The organism is Actinophytocola sp. (genome assembly GCF_050699935.1).
In the GTDB taxonomy this organism is placed as follows: Bacteria; Actinomycetota; Actinomycetes; order Mycobacteriales; family Pseudonocardiaceae; genus Actinophytocola.
Genome location: NZ_JBOHGB010000068.1, coordinates 18,835 through 35,972, shown reverse-complemented (window position 1 = coordinate 35,972; position 17,138 = coordinate 18,835). Strand labels below are relative to the sequence as shown.

At 72.8% G+C, this 17,138-nt stretch carries 24 protein-coding genes; 17 read left to right on the top strand and 7 right to left on the bottom strand.

Going from position 1 to position 17,138, the window contains the following annotated elements; translation table 11 throughout:
• The 5 genes from ACRDTB_RS21710 to ACRDTB_RS21690 form a co-directional block, all read left to right on the top strand.
• On the top strand, positions 1-282 hold a 282-nt coding region (locus ACRDTB_RS21710; RefSeq protein ID WP_431432979.1), incomplete at its 5' end, for a LuxR C-terminal-related transcriptional regulator.
• Between the two features lie 70 nt (positions 283-352).
• Positions 353-742: an ATP-binding protein gene (locus ACRDTB_RS21705; protein WP_431432977.1), complete on the top strand. Its 390-nt coding sequence runs from the start codon at positions 353-355 to the stop codon at positions 740-742.
• 47 nt (positions 743-789) lie between these two features.
• On the top strand, positions 790-1,860 hold the full coding sequence (locus tag ACRDTB_RS21700) for a PAS domain-containing sensor histidine kinase (RefSeq protein WP_431432975.1): 1,071 nt from the start codon (positions 790-792) through the stop codon (positions 1,858-1,860).
• Positions 1,857-2,240 carry a response regulator gene (locus ACRDTB_RS21695; RefSeq protein WP_431432973.1) on the top strand — a complete coding sequence of 128 codons (384 nt, stop codon included), beginning with the start codon at positions 1,857-1,859 and terminating at the stop codon, positions 2,238-2,240. Before ACRDTB_RS21700 ends, ACRDTB_RS21695 begins: the two co-directional genes overlap by 4 nt.
• Before the next feature lie 46 nt (positions 2,241-2,286).
• Positions 2,287-2,787: a hypothetical protein gene (locus ACRDTB_RS21690; RefSeq protein WP_431432971.1), complete on the top strand. Its 501-nt coding sequence runs from the start codon at positions 2,287-2,289 to the stop codon at positions 2,785-2,787.
• A 4-nt stretch (positions 2,788-2,791) separates the two neighbouring features.
• On the opposite strand, the gene ACRDTB_RS21685 is transcribed toward ACRDTB_RS21690, so the two are convergent.
• Positions 2,792-3,610 carry a siderophore-interacting protein gene (locus tag ACRDTB_RS21685; RefSeq protein WP_431432985.1) on the bottom strand — a complete coding sequence of 273 codons (819 nt, stop codon included), beginning with the start codon at positions 3,608-3,610 and terminating at the stop codon, positions 2,792-2,794.
• Positions 3,611-3,670: 60 nt separating this feature from the next.
• Here ACRDTB_RS21685 and ACRDTB_RS21680 point away from each other — a divergent pair, with 60 nt between their 5' ends.
• The 8 genes from ACRDTB_RS21680 to ACRDTB_RS21645 all read left to right on the top strand — a co-directional run bounded on the left by ACRDTB_RS21680 (position 3,671) and on the right by ACRDTB_RS21645 (position 8,459).
• Entirely contained in the window at positions 3,671-4,474 is an 804-nt protein-coding gene (locus ACRDTB_RS21680) for a TetR/AcrR family transcriptional regulator (protein ID WP_431432969.1), read from the top strand.
• Between the two features lie 322 nt (positions 4,475-4,796).
• The gene (locus tag ACRDTB_RS21675) at positions 4,797-5,027 is read left to right on the top strand and encodes a hypothetical protein (protein ID WP_431432967.1); all 231 of its coding nucleotides are present in this window, start codon (positions 4,797-4,799) and stop codon (positions 5,025-5,027) included.
• Positions 5,028-5,280: 253 nt separating this feature from the next.
• Complete coding sequence (locus ACRDTB_RS21670; protein WP_431432965.1) at positions 5,281-5,556, top strand: SDR family NAD(P)-dependent oxidoreductase; 276 nt, start codon at positions 5,281-5,283, stop codon at positions 5,554-5,556.
• A 15-nt stretch (positions 5,557-5,571) separates the two neighbouring features.
• Positions 5,572-5,703 (top strand): hypothetical protein, encoded by a 132-nt coding sequence (locus ACRDTB_RS21665; RefSeq protein ID WP_431432963.1) that lies wholly within the window; start codon positions 5,572-5,574, stop codon positions 5,701-5,703.
• A complete protein-coding gene (locus ACRDTB_RS21660; protein ID WP_431432961.1) occupies positions 5,700-5,909 on the top strand; it encodes a hypothetical protein in 210 nt (69 codons plus the stop codon). The genes ACRDTB_RS21665 and ACRDTB_RS21660 overlap by 4 nt, the downstream gene beginning before the upstream one ends.
• 382 nt (positions 5,910-6,291) lie before the next feature.
• Positions 6,292-6,459 carry a hypothetical protein gene (locus ACRDTB_RS21655; protein ID WP_431432959.1) on the top strand — a complete coding sequence of 56 codons (168 nt, stop codon included), beginning with the start codon at positions 6,292-6,294 and terminating at the stop codon, positions 6,457-6,459.
• Positions 6,460-6,525: 66 nt separating this feature from the next.
• Complete coding sequence (locus ACRDTB_RS21650; protein WP_431432958.1) at positions 6,526-7,779, top strand: glycosyltransferase; 1,254 nt, start codon at positions 6,526-6,528, stop codon at positions 7,777-7,779.
• Positions 7,780-7,898: 119 nt separating this feature from the next.
• On the top strand, positions 7,899-8,459 hold the full coding sequence (locus tag ACRDTB_RS21645; protein ID WP_431432956.1) for a hemerythrin domain-containing protein: 561 nt from the start codon (positions 7,899-7,901) through the stop codon (positions 8,457-8,459).
• Positions 8,460-8,962: 503 nt separating this feature from the next.
• Here ACRDTB_RS21645 and ACRDTB_RS21640 read toward each other — a convergent pair.
• Positions 8,963-9,217, bottom strand: a complete 255-nt coding sequence (locus ACRDTB_RS21640) for a Prokaryotic metallothionein (protein WP_431432954.1) — start codon at positions 9,215-9,217, stop codon at positions 8,963-8,965.
• Between the two features lie 65 nt (positions 9,218-9,282).
• Between ACRDTB_RS21640 and ACRDTB_RS21635 the strand changes: the two genes are divergently transcribed.
• The 3 genes from ACRDTB_RS21635 to ACRDTB_RS21625 are packed head-to-tail and all read left to right on the top strand — an operon-like array spanning position 9,283 to position 12,328.
• Positions 9,283-10,509 carry a threonine synthase gene (locus ACRDTB_RS21635; RefSeq protein ID WP_431432952.1) on the top strand — a complete coding sequence of 409 codons (1,227 nt, stop codon included), beginning with the start codon at positions 9,283-9,285 and terminating at the stop codon, positions 10,507-10,509.
• Between the two features lie 4 nt (positions 10,510-10,513).
• Positions 10,514-11,914, top strand: a complete 1,401-nt coding sequence (locus ACRDTB_RS21630) for a pyridoxal phosphate-dependent decarboxylase family protein (RefSeq protein ID WP_431432950.1) — start codon at positions 10,514-10,516, stop codon at positions 11,912-11,914.
• A 21-nt stretch (positions 11,915-11,935) separates the two neighbouring features.
• Positions 11,936-12,328, top strand: coding sequence for a VOC family protein (locus ACRDTB_RS21625; RefSeq protein ID WP_431432948.1), 393 nt, complete (start codon positions 11,936-11,938; stop codon positions 12,326-12,328).
• 6 nt (positions 12,329-12,334) lie between these two features.
• Here ACRDTB_RS21625 and ACRDTB_RS21620 read toward each other — a convergent pair whose 3' ends face one another.
• The 4 genes from ACRDTB_RS21620 to ACRDTB_RS21605 form a co-directional block, all read right to left on the bottom strand.
• Positions 12,335-13,357 carry a hemolysin family protein gene (locus ACRDTB_RS21620; RefSeq protein WP_431432946.1) on the bottom strand — a complete coding sequence of 341 codons (1,023 nt, stop codon included), beginning with the start codon at positions 13,355-13,357 and terminating at the stop codon, positions 12,335-12,337.
• Complete coding sequence (locus ACRDTB_RS21615; protein WP_431432945.1) at positions 13,354-14,715, bottom strand: hemolysin family protein; 1,362 nt, start codon at positions 14,713-14,715, stop codon at positions 13,354-13,356. The genes ACRDTB_RS21620 and ACRDTB_RS21615 overlap by 4 nt, the downstream gene beginning before the upstream one ends.
• Before the next feature lie 191 nt (positions 14,716-14,906).
• Positions 14,907-15,041, bottom strand: a complete 135-nt coding sequence (locus ACRDTB_RS21610; protein WP_431432943.1) for a hypothetical protein — start codon at positions 15,039-15,041, stop codon at positions 14,907-14,909.
• A gap of 97 nt (positions 15,042-15,138) precedes the next feature.
• Positions 15,139-15,549 carry a VOC family protein gene (locus ACRDTB_RS21605; RefSeq protein WP_431432941.1) on the bottom strand — a complete coding sequence of 137 codons (411 nt, stop codon included), beginning with the start codon at positions 15,547-15,549 and terminating at the stop codon, positions 15,139-15,141.
• 91 nt (positions 15,550-15,640) lie between these two features.
• On the opposite strand from ACRDTB_RS21605, the gene ACRDTB_RS21600 reads away from it, so the two are divergent.
• Positions 15,641-16,180, top strand: coding sequence for a GNAT family N-acetyltransferase (locus ACRDTB_RS21600; protein ID WP_431432939.1), 540 nt, complete (start codon positions 15,641-15,643; stop codon positions 16,178-16,180).
• A gap of 9 nt (positions 16,181-16,189) precedes the next feature.
• Here ACRDTB_RS21600 and ACRDTB_RS21595 read toward each other — a convergent pair whose 3' ends face one another.
• On the bottom strand, positions 16,190-17,095 hold the full coding sequence (locus tag ACRDTB_RS21595; protein ID WP_431432938.1) for a diacylglycerol/lipid kinase family protein: 906 nt from the start codon (positions 17,093-17,095) through the stop codon (positions 16,190-16,192).
• Positions 17,096-17,138: the final 43 nt, after the last annotated feature.

Here is a 17,138-nt window from a genome sequence, read left to right as displayed (position 1 = left end):
GTCCGGCAGGTGGCGGCGGGCGAGGTGGCGTTCGGGCCGGGCCTGCTGGCCGGCGTGCTCGACCGGCTCACCGGCCGCCGCGGCGGCACCCCGCTCACCGCGCGGGAGCAGGAGACCCTCGTGCTGCTGGCGGGCGGGGCCAGCACCGAGGAGGTCGGCGAGCGGCTGGGCGTCACCCGCAACACGGTCCGCAACCACGTCCAGCGGATCCTCGACAAGCTCGGCGCGCGCTCCAAGCTCGAGGCCGTCGCCATCGCGCGGCGGGAGGGCCTGCTCGACTGATGCGTATGCACTAGCCGGGCTGAGCCTGCTGCGTCTCGCCAGCCGGCCGGGGGTGGCGGAGAGTGCGCTCGTGGATGCACAGGCGATGACGCAGATCGAGGTCCGCCTTCCGGAGAACCACCGCAGCGCCGCTCTGGCGCGCGAGTTCACCCGCAAGACGCTGACCAGGTGGGGGCACCACTGCTGGCAGGACGCGGCTCAGGTGGTCTCCGAGTTGGTGAGCAACGTCCTCCTGCACGGGCACGGGCAGCCGGTGGTACGCCTGAGCGCCGTGCACGATGGCATCCGCGTCGAGGTCGCCGACGACAGCCCACTGCCGCCGACCGCGGCGAGCGACACCGGCGGCCTGGGCATGCGCCTCGTCGAACGGATGTCGACCGCGTGGGGTGTGTCGAAGCTGGACCGGGGCAAGGTCGTCTGGTGCGAGCTTCCCGCGGTCCCCAACCCGTTGCCGGCCTGACCAGGGGCCACGCGATGCCCGCGGTCCGCATCGGGCACAGTGACAACATGTCCGAGTCAGCGCCACCGCCAGCAGATGCCGACTTCCGGCTGCTGGTGCAAGAGGTGGTCGACTACGCGATCTTCATGCTCGACCCCGAGGGCCACGTGGTCAGCTGGAACGCCGGCGCCGAACGCATCAAGGGCTACCAACCCGACGAGATCATCGGCAAACACTTCTCGATCTTCTACACCGACGAGGACATCGCCACCGGCAAACCCGCCCGAGAACTCGAAACCGCCATCAACGCCGGACGACTCGAAGACGAAGGCTGGCGCATCCGCAAAGACGGCACCCCCTTCTGGGCCAACGTCGTCATCACCGCCCTCCACGACGAACACGGCCACCTCCGCGGCTTCGGCAAGGTCACCCGCGACCTCACCGAACGCCGGACCGTGCAGCAGGCCCTCGCCGAGCGGCGTCGGCTGCTGGGCCACCTCGTGCGCGCCCAGGAGCTCGAGCGCCGCCGGATCGCGTGGGACGTGCACGACGACTCCATCCAGTCGATGGTCGCGGTCGGCATGCGGCTGCAGCTGATCGCGAAACGCCTGCCCGAGGAGCACCGCGCGACGCTGAACCGGCTCGACGAGGCGGTGCGCGGCACGATCACCCGGCTGCGCACGCTCGTGTTCCAGCTGCGCCCGACCGCGATCGACCGGCACGGCCTGGTCTCCGCCCTCAACGACTACCTGCGCGACGTGGTCGCCGGGTGGGGCGTGGTCCCCACGCTGCACCGCGAGGAGCTGACCCAGGAGCCGCCGACCGAGAGCGCCATCACGATCTTCCGGATCTGTCAGGAGGCGCTCACCAACGTGCACAAGCACGCCCGGGCCGCCACGGTCGGCGTCTACTTGTCCACTGTGGACAACGGCACGCTGGTCCGGGTCGTCGACGACGGCGTGGGGTACGGCCCGGCGAAGACCGGGCCCGAGCCGCTCGAGCATTTCGGACTGATCGAGATGCGCGAGCGCGCCGAGACCGCGGGCGGCTGGTGGACGATCTCCGGCACGCCCGGGGAAGGCACGACCGTGGAGTTCTGGCTGCCCAACCCGGCTTGCACACCGGACGTGCCGGCATGAGCACCCGATCGGAACTGTTGCGCGTGCTCATCTCCGACGACGACCCGATGATCCGCGACGCCCTGCGCGAGGTGCTGGAGGCGGAGCCGGACATCGCCGTGGTCGGCACGGCGAGCGACGCGGACGAGGCCGTCGCGCTCGCCGAGCGGCACTCCCCCGAGGTCGTCGTGCTCGACGTGCGGATGCCCGGGGGCGGCGGTCCGCGGGCCGCACGGCGGATCCTGGCGCACGCGCCGCGGACCCGGATCCTGGCGTTCTCGGCGTACGACGACTCGGGCACGGTGGCGGAGATGATGAGCGCCGGGATCGTCGAGTACCTGCTGAAGGGCGCGCCCAACACGGAGATCGTCGCCGCGGTCCGGCGGGCCGGCACGCACTAGTGTCCCCGCGGGAGGGGTCCCGGGCGCGTCGTGATCTTCTGTCCACATGACACGACGCGCGGCGGCGCTCCTGCTGACCGCCGTCCTCGTGGTGCCGGCGTGCACCACGAGGACGGGCGGTGCGGCCCCGGCCACTTCCGGAACGGCCTCGTCCCCGACCACCACGACGACGTCGGCCACCACGGCCCCACCGGCGCCGACGGCCGCCGCGGACGGCGGCAACGTGGCCGCCTGCCGGGACGGTGCCTGCGAGGTACGGCTGACCGGCCGCACGGTGATCCCGGTGGCCCCGGCGGCCGGGATCACCGAGTTGGCTGTCGAGTCGATCACGGGCGACGAGGTCAGCACCGCGCTCACGTTGGCGGGCAATACCTTCGACATGAACTGCGAGGGCGACGAGCGTTGCCAGACCTCGTTCGTCGGCACCACTCCCCCGGTCGGGTTCGTGGTTGCCCATCCGGGCGCCCGCGTGACGATCAACCGGCTCGTCGTGGAGATCCCGGCCGCCGCGGACGGCACCGCGATCCTGCGCCTGTCGAGGAGGTAAGCGGTCAGCCGTCCCGCTCGGCCAGCGCCAGCCGCTCCATCGCCTCCGCCATGTCCGCGTCCGTGGGGGCGTCGTCCTGGGTGAGCCGCCGGCGCCAGTAGCCGGCGAACTCGATCGCGCGCTTCGGCACGCCCCGCTCCGACACCAGGTGGCGGCGCAGCGCGCGCACCGTGCCGGCCTCACCGGCCAGCCAGGCCGAGACCGCGCCCCGCGGGAACGTCAGCGCGCGCACCGCGTCGAGCAGCGACTCGCCGGCCGACCGGGGCAGCCAGCGCACGTCCGTTGCGTCCGGAGTGGACAGTGGCTGCTCCTCGTCCGGGTCGGCGACCTCCAGGAGGACGACGGCCCGCGCGGCCGGCGGCAGCGACTCCAGCAGCGAGCCGATCGCCGGCACGGCCGTCTCGTCGCCGGCGAACAGGTACCAGTCGCCGGGCCGCAGCGGCTTGCGGTAGATCTCCGACGGCCCGTAGCGGCCCAGCACCTGGCCCGGCGCGGCGGTCCGCGCCCAGCGCACCGCCGGGCCCGCGTCGCCGTGCAGGACGAAGTCGACGTCGATCTCGCCGCGGGCGGGGTCGTGCGCGCGGACGGTGAAGCTGCGCATCCACGGCCGCGACTCCTCGGGGATCGCCAGGAACGCCTGGTACCACCGCATCTCGTCGCCTGCCGCCGGCGGCAGGCGCAGCGCCCCGGCCCTCGGGAAACACAGCTTCACCTGCTGGTCCGGCCAGGCCACGAACCCGTCCGGCGCCGCGAAGCTCACCCGCACCATCCGGGGTGTGCGGGCACGAACCCGGGTCACGGTCAGGGAACCGACGAGCTCCATGTCCAACGCAGTCTCCTTAGGGTGTAAAGTGAGCATACTTTACACCCTAAGGAGTTACCAGTGGTTGTCTTCGCCGCACAGGGCGACGCTCGACGGTCGCTGGCGCTGCTGTGGCGCGCGCGGCTGGACGAGTCCGCCGGCGAGCCGCGGCCAGGCCCGAGGCAGGCGCTGACCGTGGACGAGATCGTCGAGGCGGCGATCGAGGTGGCCGACACCGAGGGCATGGCGGCGCTGTCGATGCGGGCTGTCGGCCAGCGGCTGGGGCGGACCGGGATGGCGCTGTACACCTACGTGCCGAGCAAGAGCGAGCTGGTCGACCTGATGTACGACCAGGCGCACGCCGGGCTGCCCGAGTCGTACCCGCTGGCCGAGGGCTGGCGCGCGGCGGTGGTCTCGTGGGCCCGTGACCTGTGGCGGTGCTACCAGCGGCACCCGTGGGCGCTGCAGGTGTCGCAGGTGCGGCCGGTGCTGGGTCCCCACGAGTACGCCGTGGTGGAGGCGGTGACCCGGATCCTGTTCGAGACGGGCCTGCCCGCGCGGCTGCTGACGCGCGTGGTCGGCTCCCTGTCCCACTTCGTCCGCGGCGCCGCGGCCACGATCGCGGAGGCCGGCCAGGCGGTCACCGACACCGGAATGTCCAATGAGGACTGGTGGGCCACGCGCTCGGCGCTGCTGCTCGAGCTGGCCCCCGACTTCGCGGAGCGGTACCCGATGATCGCCCGCCTGGGCACCGAGGACACCTTCGAGTGGGACGAGTCGCGGCCGTACCTGGAACAGCAGGCCAGCGAGACCTTCGAGGTAGGCCTGTCCGTCATCCTGGACGGCGTCGAGGCGGCCATCACCCGCCAGAAGCCCGCCGGGTGAGGAGGGGTCGCGACACCAGGCCGGTGCCCGCGGGGTGGCCGCAGCACCAGGTCGTGGAACTGGGTCGCCGCCGGCGCCGCCTCGGTCAGCCGCCGGGCGTGCGTCACGTCGCGCCCGCGCAGCGACGTGGCGCAGTGGATCACCGTGTCCACTCCGGACTACGCGTCGGCCGGGCCCGCGCCGGTCGCCAGGTCGCCGACCACCCGCCCAGCGCCCGGGCGCCTGCTCCGCCGAGCCGCCCACATCCATCAGCCTCGCATACGCATGAGCGCGCGCCGACCGGGTAGCCGAACGGTGACCATCCAGCCAGAGAGGAGGCACGGTGACCACCACCGAAACCGGCCAGGTGACCGGCACCAAGGACAAGGACTACAACATCATCTGGTTCGTCGAGCAGTGTCTGAGCAACGCGCTGCGCATGGAGGTCTACGCGCAGGACGCGGATCGCGCCGGCGACACCGAGCTCGCCGAGTTCTTCCGCCGCGCCAAGGGCGAGAGCCGCAAGGGCGCCGAGCAGGGCAAGGCGTTGCTGGTCAGCCGGCTGTCCGGCTGACGACGCCCGCCCGCACGCACCCGGTGGCGCGCCCGTGCCCCGGGCGCGCCGCCGTGCACCCCGCGGCAGCGGACCTGGCGTTGGACACGAGTGGATCACGGGAGCCAGACATGAACGTCCGTCGACTGATCACGAGCTGGCCGGCGTACCGCCAGCTCACCGGGGAGGACCGTTGCCTCGACCGAGGATCCCCCGTACATGGTGATCCCCAACGCGTCCGGCGGCCATGGTGACGCGAACCCGAACGAACATCGTGGACACGCTGCTGGACCGGTTGATCGTGCCGGGCAACTCGCGGATCGGCTACCGGGTGCGCCGGCACCGTGGGGACTGGCCGGCCGACCCGCCGCCCGGGTCGCCGGAGGGCACGGACGCACTGGTCACCGGCGCGGGAACCGGGCTCGGCACGGCGACCGCCACCGGGCTCGCCCGGCTCGGCGCACGCGTGCACCTGCTCGGCCGGCGGCCAGACCGCCTCGAGCACGCCCGCGCGCGGATCGGCGAGCGGGTTCCCGGGGCGGCGCTCTAGGTCGAGCAATGCGACGTGTCCGTGCTCGCCGGGGTGCGCGAGTCCGCCGACGACTGCCGCGCCCGCGTGCCCGCGCCGCGGGTGCTGGTGCTGGTGCTGGTGCTGGTGCACAACGCGGGCGTGCTGGTCGACGAGCGCGCCAGGTGATCTTCGTTTCGTCGAGCGGGATGTACGGCCGGCGGCTGCACGGCGATGAGCCGCAGTACCTCCGGGGCACCTACCGCGGGCTCACCGCGTGCGCGCGGACGAAGCGGATGCAGGTCGTGCTCGCCGAGGAGTGGGCGAGGGCCTGGCGGGCGACGGGATCGTCGTGCACGCCACGCATCCGGGCTGGGCGCAGACCCCGGGTCTGAACGACGGGCTGCCCAGGTCCGCGCCGTCACGAGGCCGGTGCTGCGCACGGCGGACGAGGGCGTGGTCCCCGACCGTGTGGCTCGCGGCCGCGACGGAGCCGTTGCGCCGCACGGGTCTGTTCTGGCACGACCGCGCGCCACGGCCGACACACCGAGCACTATGCAAAACAAGCCCGCAGCGCGCCAGCTGTGGCGGGCGTGCGAGCGGCTCACGGCCCATTCCCCGGGCGGTTGAGCGGAGTCCGAACCCGCCCGTCCCAGATGGAGCCGCGTCATCGTGGGCGCGACGGAACCCGGGCTCTGCCCATGCGTCTGAGTAGACAAATCAGGTGTTGTGAGGCCATACGGGGGTATATCCCTCTGTGACAGAGGAGTTTGGGCCATGACTGTTCACGCTCGACGGCTCGCCCGGCAGTGCCGCGAAAGGCTGGCGGCGCAGGAGGCGGTACCGGTTGCCAAGCAACCCGAGCAGCGGCACGCCGCCGCCGAGGCGTCCTGGGGGAACACCACGGACGCGCGGCGGCCCGCGACCGGTGGGGCCACGATCTGAGCACGTTCTTGAGAAGCTGGAACGAACTGCTCACCGATCAGCGCAACGCGAAGGTGGGTATTTCGCATGAGGATCGCGATGGTTTCCGGGCATGCGAGCCCGCTGGGGGGCCCGGATGCGGGTGGGCAGCACGTTCATGTCGCGGAGCTGTCGAAAGCCCTGGCACGACAGGGACATGACGTCACCGTCCACACCCGACGCGACACCCCCGGACAACCCGACGAAGTCCGCACCGACGACGGCTACCGCGTCCTGCACCTGCCAGCCGGACCCGCCACACACCTCCCCGAGGACACCACCCTGCTCACCCACCTGGGCACCTTCGCCCGACACCTCCACGACCACTGGCACGCCAACCCACCCGACATCATCCACAGCCACCACTGGATGTCCGGCCTCGCCGCCCTCCCCACCGCCCACACCACCCACACACCGCTGGTCCACACCTACCACGCACTCGGCATCGTCGAAAAGCGCTACCAAGGCGGCGACGACACCAGCCCACCGCAGCGCATCTCCACCGAGAAGCTCCTCGGTCACCAAGCCACCCACATCGCCGCCACCAGCACCGACGAACTCCACGAGCTCCTCCGCATGGGCATCCCCCGCCACCACGTCACCGTCATCCCCTGCGGGGTCGACCTCGACCACTTCATCCCCGAAACCGACCTTCCCCAGGCCGAGCGCCCCGAAAGCCGCCGCACTCCCACCGGCCCCTACCCCCACCGCCTCCTTTCGGTCGGCCGGCTCCTCCCCCGCAAAGGCTTCGCCACCACCATCGCCTGCCTCCGCGCCCTCCCCCACACCGAGCTCCTCATCGCCGGCGGACCCGCCACACACCGACTCGACGACAACCCACACGCACGATTCCTGCGCTCGTTCGCCGAAACCACGGGGGTCGCCGACCAGGTACGACTGCTCGGCCGCGTCACCCGCGACGACCTGCCCGCCCTGCTCCGCTCCGCCGACGCGGTCGTCTGCACACCCTGGTACACACCCTTCGGCATCGTCCCCCTCGAAGCCATGGCCTGCGGCAGACCCGTCATCGCCACCGCCGTCGGCGGGCACACCGACACGGTCGTCGACGGCATCACCGGACGGCTCGTACCACCTCGCAAACCCCGCCCACTCGCCGCCACCCTGCACCACCTGCTGAGCCACCCCACCATCCGCGAGCAGTACGGCGCGGCCGGGCGAGACCGCGCCGCCGCCCGCTACTCCTGGGACCGCATCGCCACCGAGACCGTCCGGCTGTACGCGCAGGCCGTCGCCGTGCCGGCCGTCCGGAGCGGTGGCCTGGGCAGGAACGCCCGGCGGTGAGCGCCCTGAGACCGCCGCCGCTGTCCGACGGACGAATGTCCACATAGGACTGACTGTGCGAGCGGGCGGCGACCCGGTCCGGGCGTGTACGCGGCCCCGGCGGTGGGTACCCGGAACGCATGACGGAGCCCGAGCAGCAGGACCTGGTCGACACGGTCATCGCGGACCACCGGGCGATGACGGCGTTGTTCGACGACGTCGAGGCGAGCGGGGACGCCCGCCACCGCAGGGAGCTGGTCGAGCGCGTGATCGTGGCGCTGGTCGGCCACTCGGTCGCCGAGGAGCGGTATCTCTACCCGACCGCGCGCCGCGTCCTCCCCGACGGCGACGAGGTGGTCGAACACCAGCTCACCGCGCACGCCGACGCCGAGCGGGTCATGCGGGACCTGTCCCGGACCGACCCGGCGGACCCGGAGTTCGCACGGCTGGTCCACTCGCTGATCGACGACGTGCGCCACCACATCCGTGCGGAGGAGGGCGACCTACTGCCGCGGCTGCGGGACGCCTGCGACGCGGCCGAGCTGGGCGAGCTGGGCCGGAAGTTCGAGCAGAGCAAGAGGCTCGCGCCCACCCGCCCGCACCCGGCGGCGCCGAACCAGCCACCGGCCAACACGATCCTGGGCCCGGGCATGGGCCTGATCGACCGCGTCCGCGACGCGATGACGGGCCGGACCACCTGAGCCGCCGAAGGGAGCGGACCACGCCGGTCACGAAACCACCGCTCACCCCGACGCCGGCGTTGATCGCCAGCACGTCGACCGGCGGCCGGTGGCCCGCACCTGCTCGTCGAGCCGCTCGACCTCCGCGGGCCGGCGCAGGTCCGCCCGGATCGCGGGGACCTCCGCACCCGGCCGCCGCTGCCTGCCACGGTCGACCGCGCCCGCGGCCGGGTGCTGTTCACGTCGTCGGTCGCGGCGACCTTGCCGGCCCGACCGCGACCCGGTTCTTCGAGCGCGCCGGCATGACCGACACGAAGGTCGGAGCCGGCCCGACGGACCCCGCCGCGGAGGTGCCAAGGACGCGTCGGCGCGCTGCTCGCCGGCAGGGACCAGGTGGTCACCGGGTCCCTGGTGACGAGGTGCCGGTGGTGGCCGGCCGCGTGCTGCCGGACCGCCTGCTGACCGCGGTGCACCGGAGGATGGCCAGCCGGGCACCGCGGCCAGGGGCCGACCGGCTCGTGCCGCTAGACGCGGTCGCGGATCGCCTCGGTCCCGGCGGCCTGCCGGGCGCAGTGCGCGCAGCAGAAGAACTGCCCGCCGGCCTGCACGCCGTGGCCGATGATCCTGCACTTGCAGTGCTCGCACACCGGCGCCAGCGCGTGGATCGCGCACTCGAAGCTGTCGAAGACGTGTGTCGCGCCCTGGGCCCGGACCTCGAACGCCATGTCGTACTGGTTGCCGCACACCTCGCAGGTGGCGGTCGTGTTCGCTGTGGTCATGGGGTGGGCATACCCGGCACACCGCGGTTTCATTCGCCGGACCGGCGGGCTGGCATGCTCGGGCCATGGCACCCGACCCGTGGACCAGCGCGCTGTCGCACCTGGATTGTGCCCGGTGCGGCACCCGCTACGACGCGGCGGAGCCGCACAACCTGTGCACGTGTGGAACCCCGCTGCTCGCCCGGTATGACCTGGACCGGGTCACGGTGTCCACTTCGGACATCGCGGCCCGGCCGGCCGACCTGTGGCGCTACCGGGAGCTGCTTCCGGTGCGGGACCGCGCGAACGTGGTGACCCTCGGCGAGGGCATGACGCCGATCGTGCCGCTGCCGGCCTACGGCGCCCGCATCGGCGTACCGGGCCTGCTGGCGAAGGACGAGGCCATGCTGCCCACCGGGAGCTTCAAGGCCCGCGGCGCCGCGGTCGGGGTCTCCCGGGCGCACGAGCTCGGCATCGAGCGGATCACCATGCCCACCAACGGGAACGCGGGTGCGGCGTGGGCGACCTACGCGGCCCGGGCCGGCATGGCCGCGCTGGTCGTGATGCCGGCCGAGGCGCCCGCGATCACGCGGATGGAGTGCGCGATGGCCGGTGCCCGGCTCTACCTCGTGGACGGTCTGATCGGCGACGCCGGCACGCTCGCCGGGCAGGCGGCCGAGGACGGCTGGTTCACCACCTCGACCCTCAAGGAGCCGTACCGCATCGAGGGCAAGAAGACGATGGGGCTGGAGATCGTCGAGCAGCTGGGCTGGCGGATGCCGGACGTGATCGTCTACCCGACCGGCGGCGGCGTCGGGCTGATCGGCATCCGCAAGGCCCTCGACGAGCTGCGCACGCTGGGCTGGGTCACCGGCCGGCCGCCGCGGCTGGTGGCCGTGCAGTCCTCGGGCTGCGCGCCGATCGTCCGGGCGTACGAGCGGGGCGAGGAGACCGCGGAGCCGTGGGCGGACGCGCGGACCGTGGCGTTCGGCCTCAACGTGCCGAGCGCGCTCGGCGACTTCCTCGTCCTGCGGGCGGTCCGCGACACCGGCGGCACCGCGGTCGCCGTCGACGACGAGGACATCCTCGCCGCGCAGGCCGCGTGCGCGGCGGCCGAGGGCGTGCTGATGTGCCCGGAAGGCGCGGCCACGCTCACCGCCGTGGCGAGGCTGCGCGCGAGCGGCTGGCTCGACGGCGGCGAGGAGGTCGTCGTGCTCAACACCGGGAGCAACCTGAAGTACCCGCACACCGCGGCCGCCGGTGCGCCACCGCTGCTCGCCCGGGACGCCCGGCTCGACCTCGGGGCATCATGAGCTCATGGACCCCGACGCCGAACCGGTGCTCGACCTGGTGGCGAAGGCCGCGCCCGGCTACCTGAGCTCGCTCGCGGCCCGGCCGGTCGACGACGCGGCGGCCCGGGTGCTGCTCGACGACCTGGGCGGCCCGCTGCCGGAGGAGGGGCTCGGCGCGCTGGAGTCGGTCGGGGAGCTGCTGCGGATCGGGACCGGGGCGGCCACCCACTCGTCCGGTCCGCGGTTCCTCCACCTCGTGGTCGGGGGGGTGACGCCGGCGGCGCTGGCCGGGGACTGGGTGACCTCGCTGCTCGACCAGAACGCCGTGCTGTGGTCGTCCTCGCCGCTCGCCACCACGGCCGAGACCGTCGCTCTCGGCTGGTTGAAGGACCTGTTCGGGCTGCCGGCCGAGTGGGGCGGGGTGCTCACCCCGAGCGCCACCTTCGCCAACCTCACCGGCCTCGCCTGCGCGCGCCACTGGTGGGCCGCCCGGCACGGTCGCGACGTGGCCGCCGACGGGCTCGGAGGACTGCCCGCCATGCCCGTGCTCGGCGGCGGCTACGTGCACCCGAGCGCGCGCAAGGCGTTGCAGCTCCTCGGCTGTGGCCGCGACACCGTCCGGACGCACGGCGACGGCCGGGCCGACCCGGCGGCGATCGAGCGGGACCTCGCCGCGCTCGACGGCCCGGCCGTGCTCATCGCCACCGCGGGCGAGGTCAACGCCGGCGACTTCGACCCGATCGACGAACTGGCCGACCTGGCGCGGCGGTACGGCTGCTGGCTGCACGTCGACGGCGCGTTCGGCCTGTTCGCGGCCCTGTCCCCGCGGACCGCGCACCTGCTGCGCGGCATCGAGCGGGCCGACTCGGTGGCGGCCGACGGGCACAAGTGGCTGAACGTGCCGTACGAGAGCGGGTTCGCGTTCGTACGCGACCCGCGGGTGCTCGGCGAGACGTTCGGCTCGTGGCATGCGCCCTACCTGCTCGCGGGCGAGGTGGACTACAGCCGGCTCGGGCCCGAGTCGTCGCGGCGAGCGCGGGCGCTGCCGATCTGGGCGACGCTGCGCGCGTACGGCCGGGCCGGCTACCGGGAGCTGGTCGAGCGGCACCTGGACCTGGCCGCCCACCTCGGCCGGCTCGTCGAGGCAGCGCCCGACCTGGAGCTGCTCGCGCCGGTCCGGCTGTGCGTGGTGTGCTTCCGGTACCGCCCGCCCGGCGTGCCGGAGGAGGAGCTGGACACGCTGAACGCGGCGCTCGGCGAGGCGCTGCTCGCGGACGGCCGGGTCTACGCGGGCACCACGGTCTACCGTGGCCACACCGCGCTGCGCCCGGCGATCGTCAACTGGCGCACGACGGAGGCCGACGTCGAGCGGCTCGTCGACGTGGCGCGCGAGCTGGGTGTCCGATTCGTTCAAGACGCGGGGTGAGCCCGGTTCTACGGTGGACGCATGGCACCGAAATTCGACCTGATCGGCATCGTGGTGGCCGAAATGGCCACGTCGCTGGCGTTCTACCGCCGGCTCGGCTTCGACGTTCCGTCCGAGGCCGACAAGGAACCGCACGTGGAGGCGGCGCTGCCCGGCGGCCTGCGCTTCGCGTGGGACACCGTCGAGACGCTCCGCTCCTTCGACCCGTCGTGGACCGCACCGACCGGCGGGCACCGCGTGGGCTTGGCCTTCCTGTGCGACTCACCGTCCGATGTGGACAAGACCCACGCCGACCTGGTGGCGGCCGGCTACCGCAGCCACAAGGATCCGTGGGACGCCTTCTGGGGCCAACGCTACGCGACGATCGAAGACCCGGACGGCAACGCGGTGGACCTGTTCGCCCCACTCGGTTGACGCCGCCTACTGGTGTGCCGCCGGGAGGAGCTGGTCGAGCAGGTCGTGCAGGGTGACGAAGCCGGACAGCTCCCCGCCCGAGTAGACCAGCACCAGGTGGTTGCGCCGGTCCCGGATCGTGGTCAGGGCCGCGTGCATCGGAGTGTCGTCGGGCAGCGTCAGCAGTGGGCGCATCAGCTGCGCGGCCGTCGTGCCGTCGGGGGCGGTCAGCGCGTCCCGGACGTGCACGACACCGAGTGGCCTGCCGAGCGGCTCGTCCCCCCACACGACCAGCCGCAGGTGACCGCTGGAGCGCACGGCCGCGCGCACGCCCTCCGCACCCTGCCACGGCGCGACCGTCACGAGCTCCGAGCGTGGCCGGACGATCTCGCGCACCGGGCGGGTGTGCAGGTCGAGTGCGGTGGCGAGCTGCTCGTGCCGGCGCTCGTCCAGCGCGCCGACCTTGCTCGAGTGGTCCAGCAGCTGGCGCAGGTCCTCCGGCGTGTGCCCGGTGTCGAGCTCGTCGACGGCCTGCACGCCGACCGCACGCAGGCACCGGTTGGCCAGGCCGTTCAGCGCGACGAGCGCCGGACGGGTCAGCCACATGAACCCGCGCATCGGGACCGCGAGCAGGATCGCGGACCGTTCCGGGTGCGCGATCGCCCACGACTTCGGCGCCATCTCCCCGACCACCAGGTGCACGAACGTCACGGCGATCAGCGACAGCACGAACGCCGCCACGTCCGCGGTCGCCTCGGGCAGTCCCCACATCCGAATGGCCGGCAGCATCAGGTGGTGCACGGTCGGCTTGGTGACCGCGCCGAGCACCAGCGTGCACAGCGTGATGCCGAGCTGCGAGCCGGCGAGCAGCATCGAGAGGTCGCGCGCGCTGCGCAGGGCGGCCCGCGCCGACACGCTCGTCCGTGCCGCCTCGGCCAGCCGGTGCCCCCGCGCGGCGACGAGCGCGAACTCGATGGCCACGAAGAACGCGCTGAGCACCACGACGGCGACCGTGATCACCAATGCCAGCACGGGATCCAGGTGACTCATGAGCCACCCACCACCAGACGGATCGTGTCCGGCACGCGGCGGGTGACCGTGCGAACCTCCACCGTGAGCCGGCCGGTCGGGTCGCCGTCCGCGCCGGGTGGGCTCGGCAGCGCGACCGTCACCGCGTCCCCCGGGACCGGTAACCGCTGCAGCTCGGTGAGCACGAGGCCGGCGAGCGTCTGGTAGTCACCCTGCGGCAGGTCGTGGCCGAGCAGCCGCTCCGCCTCGTCGATGTGCATCGTGCCCGGGACGACCCAGCCGCCCTCCTCGCCGGGCCGCGCCAGGTCGGTGCCGAGCGGGTCGTGCTCGTCGGAGATCTCGCCGACCAGCTCCTCGGCGATGTCCTCGCCGGTGATCACGCCGGCCAGCCCGCCGTACTCGTCGACGACGCAGGCGAACTCCTCGCCGGCGGCGCGGAGCTGGTCGAGCACCGCGAGCAGCGGCAGCGATGCCGGCACCATCACCGGCGGCCGGGCGATCCCACGGACCGTGGTCACGTCCAGCTCGCCCTCGCTCAGCGCCAGTACCTCGCGCAGCCGCACCACGCCGACCACGGTGTCCACGTCGCCGTCCACGTCGCCGCCGAGCACCGGCAGCCTCGAGTGGCCGCACGCCATCACCGCGACCGCGCCCCGCACCGGCTCGTCCGCGCCGATCGTGGTGACCCTGGTACGCGGGATCATCGCATGCTCCGCGGTGCTCTCCTGGAAGTCGAGGATGCGGTCGAGCAACGTGGACAGCTCCGCCGGCAGGTCGCCGCGGTCGCGGGACTCGGCCACGATGTGCTCCAGGTCGCGCGGGGTCGCCGCGTGCTCGACGTCGTGCACCGGCTTGATCCGCACCGCGCGCAGCAGCAGCGTCGCGGCCTGGTCGAACAGCCAGATCAGCCAGCCGAAGAGCGTGAGGTACGCACCGGTGGACCAGGCGAGCCGGAGGGCGACCGGCTCGGGACGGGCGATCGCCAGGTTCTTCGGGAACAGCTCGCCGAGCACCATCTGCACGACGGTCGACGCGAGCAGCGCGAGCACCGTGCCGATCGCGACGCCGACCGCGCGCGGCACGCCCACGCCGCCGAACAGCTCGCCGACGCCCGCGCCGATCAGCGGCTCGGCGACGAAGCCGACCAGCAGCCCGGTGACCGTGATGCCCAACTGGGCGCCGGAGAGCATGAACGAAGTGCGGCCGGTGATCCGTAACGCGCGGGCGGCGCCGGCGTCACCCGCCGCGGCGCGGGCCTTGAGCCGGGACCGGTCCACGGCCATGTACCCGAACTCCTGCGCGACGAAGTAGCCCGTCAGGGCCGACAGCGCGATGACGACGAGGACTCCGAGGAGGACACCGAGCAGGCTCTCGATCACGTGCCCACCGCCCCGGAGCATTCGGCGGGCACGTGCCTAGGACAGGGTTCTGGATCCGGATCGGGCACGACTGGGGCACAGCGTCCACTTGGGACGCTGCTGATACTTCGGGAGGGGTCCATGGTCCTCTCACCACACGCGGGGGCCGGTGAACGTCAAAATACCAGGCCACTGCGGGGCGGACGGCCGGTTCACCGGTTCTGGCTGACCCACGCCTCCCACTCGCGTTCGATGATGATCCGCCAGCAGCGCGTCGCCGCGTCACCGTCGATCCGCTCCAGCAGGAGAACGCCGACACTCGGCAACCGCTCGCATACCGACTCCACCGACCACGCCCCCGCACCTGTTGAAAAAGGGTTGTCATTACGGAGAGTCGCTACAGCCGGGGCGAAGGTTACGCCACGTTCAGCACCGCCGCCCCCACTACGCGCGAGCGGTGATCTGTTGGACGGCCCAGCCGTTGCCGTCCGGGTCGGCGAAGAACGCGAAGCCCACGTTGTTGAGGTCGTCGTCCTCCTTGGCCGGCCGGTACCCGCCCGGGCCGGCGACCCGCACCTCGCCGATGTCGACGCCACGGCCGGCCAGCTCCTCGCGGGCCGCGCGGACGTCGTTGACCACCAGTTGCAGGCCCTTCAGCGAGCCGGGCTCCATCTCCCCGACGCCCTTGCCGATCACGATCGAGCACCCGGAGCCGCGCGGGGTCAGCTGGACGACCCGCATCTGGCCGAAGTCGCTGTCGTGGTCGACCGCGAAGCCCATCCTCTCCGCGTAGAACTCCTTGGCACGGTCGACATCCGACACCGGAACGACGACCACCTCGAGCGTCCAGTTCACGTCCCACCTCCATAACCAATAAGTTCTATAACCCTGCGGTTGTCTACATCGTGGAACCTACGTTGTCAAGGAACTGAGTAGCCTCGAAGGCATGAACCAGCTGAGCACCGAGCGGCTCGTCGTGCGCGAATGGGTGCTCGACGACGCCGAGGCCGCGCTGGCGATCTATGGCGTGGAGACGGTCACCCGGTGGCTCACGCCGGCGATGGGCCAGGTCGCCGACGAGGCCGCGATGCGGTCCGTCTTACAGGCATGGATCGAGGACCAGCCGAACATGCTGCCGCCGCGCGGGCGGTGGGCCATCGAACGCAAGGAGCACGGCACGGTCATCGGCGGGGTCGGCATCCGCCTGCTCCCGCCGTACGAGGAGGACCTCGAGCTCGGCTGGCAGCTGCGCCCGGACGAGTGGGGCCACGGCTACGCCGCCGAGGCCGGCCTCGCGCTGATCCGGTGGGCCTTCACGCAGGAGATCGACGAGCTGTTCGCCGTCGCGCGCCCGGGCAACAAACGCGCGATTCGCACCGCCAAACGCCTCGGCATGACCTGGGTCGGCGAGACGGACAAGTACTACAACCTCCGCCTCCAGGTGTTCCGCATCCGCCCGAGCGACCTGGTCGTCCCGGAGGACTGAGGCACCGGGCTAGGAGGCGTCCGGCGCACCCCGGGAACCGGCGGCCGGGTCGTCCACGGCCCCGCGGCCGGGTGGCACGACGACCTCGACGCCGCCGTCGAGCAGCGTGAACCTGGCCGGGTCGAAGGCACGCAGGTCACCGTCCACATTGAACTCCGTACCGGGTGGCAGCTCGACCTCGATCTCGTGACCGCGGTGGTGCGGCACGTTGTCCTGCTGCGTCAGCATCGCGCGGCGCATGTGGTACCCGTGCCGGACGAGCGCGAGCCGCGAGCCGGCCGGCACGACGGCCACGTCGAGGTGGTCGTCGTCGTGGCGGGTGCCGCCGATGTTCGAGCCGCCGCCGAACGCCCCGCTCACCGCGACCACGACCTGCCACGCGTCGCCGGCGAAGACGGCCTCGCCGTCGCAACGCACCCGGCACGGCGTGTGCGGCGCGCTGAGCCCGGCCCGCACCGCGCCGAACGCGTACGCGAACCGTCCGAGCCGTGCCTTGTGCGGCTTCGCGAGCCGGCTCGCGACCGCGGAGAGCCCGGCCGCGGCGGCGTTGACGAACGGGTGCCCGTCGACGACTCCGACCTCCCGTCGCTGCGTCGCCGCGCCGGGATCGGCGGCGAGGTCGCACCCGCCGTCGAGGTCCTTGGGCAGGCCGAGCGCGGTGGCGAAGTCGTTGGCGGTACCGGTGGCGAGCACCGCGAGCGGCACACCCACCCGGTCCGCCGCCCGCGCGGCGACCCCGATCGAGCCGTCACCGCCCGCGACCACGAGCCGCTTCACCTCGGGCAGCGGCCGGTCGAGCTCGTCGATGCCGACCACGTGGACGTCCGCGCCCCGCTCGGTCAGCAGCGTGCGAATCCGGTCGCCGTCGGTGCGGCCGCTGCCGGAGAGGCGGTTGACGATGAGCGCGATGCGCATCCGGACATTCTGCACGCCGGGGAAACGCGCGGCGCTCCCGGAC